Source organism: Allofournierella massiliensis (genome assembly GCF_004345265.1).
GTDB classification, from domain to species: Bacteria; Bacillota; Clostridia; order Oscillospirales; family Ruminococcaceae; genus Allofournierella; species Allofournierella massiliensis.
The window spans coordinates 1-8,690 of record NZ_SLUM01000053.1; the positions used below are offsets into that span (position 1 = coordinate 1).

The 8,690-nt window shown below is 50.0% G+C and carries 10 protein-coding genes; 4 read left to right on the plus strand and 6 right to left on the minus strand.

The genetic code is table 11. The annotated features are described in order from the left end of the window. Positions 1 to 149: 149 nt before the first annotated feature. The 6 genes from EDD77_RS17400 to EDD77_RS17435 form a co-directional block, all read right to left on the minus strand. Positions 150 to 1,376 carry a BTAD domain-containing putative transcriptional regulator gene (locus EDD77_RS17400; protein WP_132587459.1) on the minus strand — a complete coding sequence of 409 codons (1,227 nt, stop codon included), beginning with the start codon at positions 1,374 to 1,376 and terminating at the stop codon, positions 150 to 152. Between the two features lie 156 nt (positions 1,377 to 1,532). Further along, the gene (locus tag EDD77_RS17410) at positions 1,533 to 3,044 is read right to left on the minus strand and encodes a recombinase family protein (RefSeq protein WP_007215987.1); all 1,512 of its coding nucleotides are present in this window, start codon (positions 3,042 to 3,044) and stop codon (positions 1,533 to 1,535) included. Between the two features lie 90 nt (positions 3,045 to 3,134). Further along, entirely contained in the window at positions 3,135 to 3,350 is a 216-nt protein-coding gene (locus EDD77_RS17415; protein WP_007215986.1) for a hypothetical protein, read from the minus strand. Continuing rightward, positions 3,334 to 4,278: a MobV family relaxase gene (mobV, locus tag EDD77_RS17420; RefSeq protein WP_007215985.1), complete on the minus strand. Its 945-nt coding sequence runs from the start codon at positions 4,276 to 4,278 to the stop codon at positions 3,334 to 3,336. The genes EDD77_RS17415 and mobV overlap by 17 nt, the downstream gene beginning before the upstream one ends. Positions 4,279 to 4,461: 183 nt before the next feature. Further along, positions 4,462 to 4,857, minus strand: coding sequence for a replication initiator protein A (locus EDD77_RS17430; protein WP_007215984.1), 396 nt, complete (start codon positions 4,855 to 4,857; stop codon positions 4,462 to 4,464). Between the two features lie 110 nt (positions 4,858 to 4,967). After that, positions 4,968 to 5,381 carry a cysteine-rich VLP domain-containing protein gene (locus EDD77_RS17435; protein WP_007215983.1) on the minus strand — a complete coding sequence of 138 codons (414 nt, stop codon included), beginning with the start codon at positions 5,379 to 5,381 and terminating at the stop codon, positions 4,968 to 4,970. Between the two features lie 470 nt (positions 5,382 to 5,851). Here EDD77_RS17435 and EDD77_RS17440 point away from each other — a divergent pair, with 470 nt between their 5' ends. The 4 genes from EDD77_RS17440 to EDD77_RS18770 all read left to right on the plus strand — a co-directional run bounded on the left by EDD77_RS17440 (position 5,852) and on the right by EDD77_RS18770 (position 8,524). After that, the gene (locus tag EDD77_RS17440) at positions 5,852 to 6,538 is read left to right on the plus strand and encodes a helix-turn-helix domain-containing protein (protein WP_455692608.1); all 687 of its coding nucleotides are present in this window, start codon (positions 5,852 to 5,854) and stop codon (positions 6,536 to 6,538) included. 376 nt (positions 6,539 to 6,914) lie between these two features. Continuing rightward, positions 6,915 to 7,460 carry an AAA family ATPase gene (locus EDD77_RS17450; RefSeq protein ID WP_007215980.1) on the plus strand — a complete coding sequence of 182 codons (546 nt, stop codon included), beginning with the start codon at positions 6,915 to 6,917 and terminating at the stop codon, positions 7,458 to 7,460. A gap of 96 nt (positions 7,461 to 7,556) precedes the next feature. After that, positions 7,557 to 8,288 carry a class I SAM-dependent methyltransferase gene (locus EDD77_RS17455; protein ID WP_022582627.1) on the plus strand — a complete coding sequence of 244 codons (732 nt, stop codon included), beginning with the start codon at positions 7,557 to 7,559 and terminating at the stop codon, positions 8,286 to 8,288. Positions 8,289 to 8,332: 44 nt separating this feature from the next. Then, positions 8,333 to 8,524: an aspartate/glutamate racemase family protein gene (locus EDD77_RS18770; RefSeq protein WP_370751961.1), complete on the plus strand. Its 192-nt coding sequence runs from the start codon at positions 8,333 to 8,335 to the stop codon at positions 8,522 to 8,524. Positions 8,525 to 8,690 lie beyond the last annotated feature (166 nt).

Sequence of the window (8,690 nt, forward strand, 5' to 3'; positions counted from 1 at the left end):
TTTTCGCTGCATAAAAAGTGGCCAGCAACCTACTGGCTGCTGGCCGGGAAAACTTTATATTTTTTCACTGTCCTCTTGACGGGTAGCAGTTCATTCCGGCACACAGATCCTTTTCTGTTTCTTAACTTTTGTTTTTGATGGTGGGATGCTCAGCCCCAGTTCACGCTGCCGCTCTTCCACTGCTGTGGGCTCATATCGCCCACAGGGGCCATCTTATAATGAAGGGTCACGGCGGGGCCGCGGCTGCCGCGGCGCAGCTCAGTGTAGCACTCGTCGATCCGCTGGATGACGATACTGCAATTCTCCCGGTTGATGCCCATGAGCAGGATCAGGAACCGGTCATCCTCGGCGCGGGTGTAGATATCGCCCCGGCGCAGTGCGGAGTGAATCGCTTCGCCCACCTGGGGCATCACCTGCGCCACCTGGCTCCGCTGCTCGATGCGGTGGCCCTGCTTGTCGGTAATCCAGCACATCATCAGGTAGGCCGACTGACCACTGCGCTCCAGCATACAGCTCACAGTGCGGTATGTATCGATAAAGCTGGGGAAGGGGCAATAATATGCGCCGCGGGATACATCCTCTTCCTTGAGCACTTCCTGCAGCTGTTCCAGTGAAGCCTTGCTGCTGGGCAGTACGGTTTCCAGCTGGCGCATGCACTCGTTCAGCCGTTCGCTGGGCTTGACGCCGAATTCATCCAGCATGCGGTTGGCAGTTTCTTCGTAGACCTCCTTGGCCTCCTGATAGCGCTGCATGGCCAGCAGGCTCTGAATGCGAAGGATGTCCCAGTCCTCCTGAGGGCACAGGCCGGATGCCCGGGTGGAAACCCGCAGCATCTGCTGCCAGTCCTGCCGCTGGCGAAGTTCTTCGCAGAGAGCGTGCACACAGGCCGCATATTCTTCTTTATAATGAACCGCTGCCACCATGGCCCAGTCACATCCGGCCAGATGGGGCAGAAAATCGCCGTTATAAAGGTTACAGGCAGCTTCCAGAAGCTCCACCCGCTCTTCCCCCTGAGCGGCCAGTGCCAGCTCCGCCTGCTGGTGAAACTGGAAGGAATCCACCGTGATCTCTTCCGATGTGATCAGATAATAACTGCCCGCCTTGAATATCACGGTGGTGTCCTCCAGGCCTACCTGCTTCAAAATACGCCGCAGGTTGCTGATGGTCACCTTCAGGTTGTTGGCCGGATTGGTCACACCATCCTCGTAGCCAAACAGCTGGTCCATCAGGACGTCCTTGGGCACGCCCTCCTCCCCATGGAACAGCAGCATTTGCAGCACCTGCATGGAGCGCGTGACGTTATTTCTTTCTAATTTCAGCGGTTCGCCATTGTGGCGGAGCACAAACCCGCCAAACATTGCTACTTCCAAACTCACAGCCAATCCCCACTTTACTTTGGGCACAACGCCCGGGTTTTGCTTGCGCCGCAGGCGCCTTCAAAATCAAAATTCCAACTTTTTCTTAGTATAACACAAAGTACAGTTTACAAGGGACTACACAGGGTAACGGTCTGACGGGAGGATTACCGCCCGTCAGATTTTCCATGTAATGTTCAAGCTGTCGCTTGTGGCGGCAACGGTGGTAATCATCAAATCCACCACCCGCCGCTTGTCGTCAAAGGATACATCGTCCCATGTGTCGAGGTAGCCGGAAATCTGGTTGACCTGTCCCGGGCTGATGGTTTCCACCGTCAGCTCGGCTATCTGCTTCACAAGTTCCTGCTTGCGCCCGTCCAGTTCCGCTATCTTCACATTCACATAGGAGAGCAGGACATTGTTCGCGCCCGTCAGACTGTCCACCAGCTTTTCAATCTCGCTGTCCACATGGAGAAGCTCTACTTGCAGGGCGGCGATTTTGGGATTGGCCTTTGCCGCTTTCTTCCTGCCCGTCAGCGTCTTGTGCTTTTCCAGCTTCTTCACCATCTGCTGGTAAACCACCGCTTCCAGTTCGGAAGTGATGATTTTCCCACAGCCCGGACAGCTTTTATTGTCCAGCCGTTTCGTACAGCGGAGATATTGCCTGCCGGACGGATTGAAGATACTCATAAGCGCATATCCGCAGTTCCCGCACTTGATTTTCCCCGCCAGCCATGTGTGGGTGGCTTTTCGGGCGGACTGGATTTTCATGTTGTTCATCAGCTTCTTGCGGCAAGCCAGCCATATATCCGCCGGAACAATGCCCTCATGGGGAGCCAGCACCAGCATTTGGTCTTTCAAGTCGTTTTTCTTGCTGGGCTTCACATCCCGCCCCTGATACAGATAACAGCCGTTTGTCCCCGTAAAGTCGGCGGCGTCATTGACGATAACCGTACCCTGGCTTTTGAAAAATTCGTACACATCCAAGTCCGCCTGCACATAGACGGGATTGCGTAACATCTGCGCCAGTGTGGGGCGTATCAGTTCCTTGCCGTAGAACAAAATCCCCTGTTCGGCAAAGTACCGGGTAATGTCCCCGTAAGAGGTTGTGGGCTGGGCGTACATCTCAAATATCAGCCGGATATTGGCCGCTTCGTCCGGGTTTACCACCAGCTTCTTTGTGTTGATACCGTCCATTTTGATAGGCTCGGTGTGGAAGCCGTAAGGGGCTTTCCCGCCCATCTTGAAGCCCCGCTGACTGCGGGAGTAGTAAGCGTCTGTCACCCGCTTCTGTATCGTTTCCCGTTCAAGCTGGGCGAACACGATACAGATATTCAGCATAGCCCGCCCCATCGGGGTGGAGGTATCAAACTTCTCCGTAGAGGACACAAACTCCACATCGTACTGCTGGAACAGTTCCATCATGTTGGCAAAGTCCAGAATGGAACGGCTGATACGGTCAAGTTTGTAAACAATGACCTTTGCAATCAAGCCCCGCTTAATATCCCGCACCAGTTCCTGAAACTTCGGGCGGTCTGTGTTCTTGCCGCTGTACCCTTTGTCTGTGTATTCCTTACAGTTCCCGCCTTTCAATTCGTATTTGCAAAACTCAATCTGGCTTTCAATGGAAATGCTGTCCTTTTTGTCTACCGATTGCCTTGCATAGATCGCGTCTATCCTGTTATTCATTTTGTCGCTCCTTTTCTTAAAAAGAAACGGAGCTGCTGACAGTTCTATTATACCGCCAGCAGCCCCGCAAATCAACGATGGCTTCGGGATTTATGCCCCGGCTTCCTCTTTCTGCCGCTTATCGGCATATTTGCGGAACACCTCATAAAGCTGCTGCTCCAGTTCCCGGCGTTTGGTCGCTTCCTGCTCCGGCGTGAACACCGGGGAGAGGTTTTCCAGCGTGATTTCCTTTCCCTGAAAAGTCACGACTTCTGTTTCCTTTTTGTATCTGATATTGTTACTTATAAAATCACCTTTCCTTTCCATACTGCCGCTGCTGCCGTTTCAGTTCCGCCAGTATATCCGGCGGGATACGGTCAACCAGCCTTTGCATATCGTGCAGTTCGCTTTCCAGCTTTGCCCGCTCCATGCGGTCTTTGATTTTGCCGCTCTCGCTGGCTCTGGCTCGTGCTTCCAGCTTCTCATTTTCTGCCAGCAGGTCATTGATTGTGACCTTGTACTTTTTCAACTGCCCGGAGAAATTCTCCATCTGCGGGAACCACTTTTTCAGCATGGAGAGGGCTTCCTCTTTTTTCTTTCCGGCGTTCAGCGGGTTAATGCCGTCCAGTGTGGCTTCAATGGCTCTTGCCTGCCGGGAGAGGGAAACCGCCTGTTTGAAAAGCCGGGTGGGGATATGCTTCCGGCCTGTCTTGCTGGCGCTTTCCCCACGCTCCAAGTCGGGATATTTCTCCACCATGTAGGCGTGAAAATCATCCTGCCACTTCGTCAGGTTTGCCCGGTTGCCGATAATCTCCTTAGCGCACAGGCGGTTGTCCTTTGTCAGCGGAACAAAGGTCAAATGCAGGTGGGGCGTTTTCTCGTCCATGTGTACCACCGCCGACACGATATTTTCCCGCCCTACCCGGTGGGTGAGGAAATCCGCCGCCCTCTGGAAAAACGCCTGTATCTCCTTTGGGGATTTCCCCTTGAAAAACTCCGGGCTGGCGGTTATCAGCGTATCGACAAACCGTGTGCTGTCCTTGCGGGTTCGGCACCCGGCCTGCTCAATCCGGCTCTGAATGAAGTGGTAATAGCGTCCCTCCGGCTTGACGATATGGAAGTTGTATTTGCTCCGGCTGGTGTCAATATCAGGGTTGCTGGCGTATTGGTCTTTCTGCCGTTCGTGATGGGCTTCCAGCGGCCTTGCCGGGTTGCCCTTGTGCTTCTCAAAACGCAAAATTGCGTGCTGTGCCATTCTGCTCCTTTCCCCATTCCTTTCCTATCCGGGGTTTTCCACAGGGAAAATCCCGCAGAAAATAGCTCGGATAGGATTGGAATGGATAGAATATAAATCAATCTTTTTAATCTTTGTATTTCTATATACCGTCCGGTTTTCGTACTTCTCAGGAGTGATTTCCGTACTTCATGGGTACGGTTTTCAGCCCTCCGGCGTACCAGAACGGGATTTCTTGAAGTCGGTGTTCGGAACCGCTTCATAGGATTTTGGGAAAATGCGGTTGGGTTTTCCACAGCCCTGCTTCTGGATCTCCACCAGTCCGGCATATTGCAGTTCCCGCATGGTATTTACCGCTTTCTGCCGCCCACAGCGGAGCAGGTCAACTACCTCGCAGATGGGATAGTACAGGTAAATCCGCCCGTACTCGTCCGCCCACCCATTCTTGCGGGATAACTCTGTCCGGCGCAGGATAAAGGCGTACAACACCTTTGCCTCGTTGGACAGGGGCTTGAATGTAGGGGCTTCAAAGAGAAAATTCGGGAGCCGGGTGAAGCTGAACGCCTGTTCCGGCTGGTGAATGTAAATCGTGTTTGTCATATCGTGTTTTGTGGACGGTTAGAAGCCCGTTTTCCGGGGCGGGCGATACTTTATACCACCTGCCCCGGTTTGGGGCCTGCGAAGCCTTATAAATCAAGGCTTTTCCGCTCCTAACTGTCCACAGCAGACCTCCTTTTCCGTTCACTTTCTGTTTTCTGCCGCCTGTGAACTCTGGCGGCGCAGTCCGGGCAGTATTTAGCCCGGTTGGATTTGGGGACGAACACGCCGCCGCAAACCGCACAGCGTTTCATGTCCTTATCCCGGAAAATCTCCGCTTTCAGCGTCCCGTCCAGCGGCAAGACCGCCCAGCGGAACCACTTACAGCAGACCGAGAAAGAAACCGTCTGCGGGCAGGTGCAGGCGTCCCCATCGTCAAGGACAATGCAGTTGCCGTCCTCACAGCAACAGCACTCCCGGCGTATCAGGCTGGCCGCCTGTTTCTTCTGCGCCGGTGTCATGCGGTAAAGGGAACCGTCCGGCCTGCGTTCCAGCGGCGGCAAGTCTTTATAGGGGTTATCTCTCATGCGTTCCCTCCATTTTGCTTTCCATTGCCGTTCTCCCCGAAAAGGTTTCCTGCCTCGTCGTCGCAAGCTGCGTATCGCTCGTTTCGCCGCAAGCGGCAAAACTCACTCGCTCCGCTGCTCCTCCTCTCCCCACAAAGCCATGCGGCTTTGCGGGGGCCCCGACAATAGCGGCGTATTCCGGCGTTGGCACGCTCCCCGCAGCTTCGGGACGTTTTGTCCCGAAGTGACCTCTGGACAAAGTGTCCAAAAGTCCGGCTCCTGGCGGTGCTTCCCCAGCCGTGGTATTCTCTTTTCGGACGGTCATTCTGTTTTCAAGGTGCTGTCCATCGATGAACTACCCTAAGTCTACACGAAAAAAATGCAAATCCCGGCTTTTTGCGAGAATTGCATTTTGATGAAGTTTACACTTTGGAAATTGCATTTTTGCAATTATCTTGTATAATGGAAGTATGCGGAGGAGGTGCGTGTCTATGGCTTTACCCGGAACACCCGGACAGCGGATTTCCGATTTATGCAACGGGAACCACATCACACAAAAGGAACTTGCGGAGAAGATAGGCGTTTCCGCTTCCCAATTGAGCCGCATTGTCAGCGGCGAAACAAGAACGGTAAGCAGTGATATTCTCATAGGTGTGGCAAAGGAATTTAAGGTATCGACAGACTACATACTGGGCTTGTCTACCGTGAGCGTCCGTAAAAGTTACGATATTTCTGAATTAGGCTTGTCAGAGGGGGCCGTGAGGGGGCTTGTGACGGGTGCTGTTGATGTGCAAATCCTCAACCGTCTGTTGGAACACAGGAATTTTCCCAAGCTGATAGATTTGATACGGATTTATTTTCAGGATACGGCGGCAAAGGGCATAACAGCAAGAAACCAGCTTATCGAGATGGCAACGGCTTCCCTGTCCGACCTGATGAAAGAACACCCGGAACACCGGGCAGAAGCGAAGCAGGATTTACAGCTTTTGAACGCCCAAAAGATGGGGGAACATGAAGCGGAGATTGAAAAAATCAAAAATGTGTTCCTGGCTATCCTGCGGGACATTAAGAAAGACATAGACAACGGGGAACAGCCGGGAGAAGCTGTGACCGCCGCTATGTTCCAAGCCATGCGGGACGCACTGGCGGAACAGAAACAAAAAACCGCTTTCCATTGACGATGTAACGGCGATGATAGCCGGACAGATTGGACAGCTTGCGCCGATGGACGAGGAAACCGCCGACCTGTTTCAGCGGTTAGTAAAGAAAATGATTGAACAGGCAGAGAAATAAATGTAGGAGAATATTAGAAAATGGGAAAAAGCAACTCGTACTATATGCAGCTTCATGTAGAAGCACTGTTTACAATGAATGAAAAGAACGAACTTATGACTATAAGGGAACCATGGGACTCCACTTCACAGCCGGCTCCCCGCTTCTATTTGACAAGACCACTTTACGAAAAACCACATACTTATTTTCGTGCTGACGTACCGAAAGAATTATGATATAATGAGTTATCAACAAATCAAAATTTGTGGAGGTAAAATATAGATGAATCAAGGAAGAATTATTGTGATTACAGGCTCACCGGGGACAGGAAAAACAACAACTGCGTCAATTGTCGCAAAGGAATCAGATATGGATAAATCAGTGCATATGCACACCGATGACTTTTTTCATTACTTAAGCAAAGGCGCAATACCACCACATTTGCCAGAATCCAACGAGCAAAATCTGGTTGTCATTGAAGCCTTTTTAGAAGCTGCAAAGCGATATGCTCGTGGCGGATATGATGTAATTGTAGATGGGATTGTCGGGCCATGGTTTTTGGAGCCATGGAAAGCTCTTGTTCGGGAACATTATGAGGTGCATTATATTATTTTAAGGGCAAGTAAGGAAGAAACCTTAAAGCGGGCTGTTGAACGCTCAAAGTTAGACCGAAAAACAAATATCGAATTGGTAGAAACAATGTGGGAGCAATTTTGCAATCTGGGAATATATGAATCGAATGTTGTAGATACGACCAATTATTCCATTCAAGAAACTGTTTCCGCAGTACAAGAAAAAATCGCAAGTAGGGCAGCATTGTTGTCTTAGATTGTTTTGGTGCAATTCCCATTTATCGAGCAGATGAAGTTGGGGAGCCGCCTGGAGGCGGCGGTGCCGAAGGATAAAATAGGAGATGTTAAGGTTATGAATAATGAATACGATAATGAGAAGTTTTTTGAAGAATATGCAAAGATGTCCCGCAGTAAAGAGGGGTTAAAAGCTGCTGGTGAATGGCATCAATTAAAACCTTTGTTTCCTTCGTTAGAAGGAAAATCTGTTCTTGACTTGGGGTGCGGATATGGCTGGCACTGCAAGTTCGCAGAAGAACAAGGAGCTACAAAAATATTAGGGATCGATTTAAGTAAGAAAATGATTGAGGAAGCCCAAAAGCGCAATTCAGGAAATCAAATTGAATATCGTATTAGCGGATTAGAGGAATATGACTATCCAGAAAATGAATGGGATTGTGTTATATCTAATTTAGCTCTGCACTATATAGAGGACATAGTGGAAATATTTCAAAAAGTGTATAGGACATTAAAACCAGGTGGAATTTTTCTTTTTAATATCGAACACCCTGTTTTTACCGCAGGAGTTGGGCAGGATTGGATTTATACAGATGATGGGAAACCGCAATATTGGGCGATTGATAATTACTTTATAACAGGAGAACGAAATACACATTTTTTAGGATGTGATGTAGTAAAACAACATCACACACTTACACAGATTATAATGGGATTGCTGAACAATGGGTTTGAGCTTAAAGTTGTAGAGGAAGCAGAACCGCCTAAAGAGATGATGGATATTCCGGGTATGGAAGATGAACTTCGCCGCCCGATGATGTTACTTGTAAAGGCGATAGCGAAAAAATAATATCTCTATTAGGAAAACTGATATACCCCAATTTAGAGAATGGCATAGTAATTCCTAGTGATAAAGAGAAAATGATTGCACTGGCAAATAAATACATTGAAAAAGAAAATGTAGATGCACTCATTCTCGCCTGTACGGAGCTGCCACTTGCCATAAAGCCCGAAGATGTTAATGTGCCAATCGTGAATACAACCCAAGTACATATCAATGCAATTTACCAATATGCAATTCGATAAAAATAGCAAAGCCAGCCGAGCCAGTCAACGGTCAAGATGAACGGCGCATTGAATGCGCCGCCGTTGACAGCCCCGCCCGTCTTTGCTAAAGGGTAATCAAGGCGGGAAAGCCCTAAAATGGCTTCACACCTATTTCAATAATTGGAGGAGATAAAAATGAGATCAG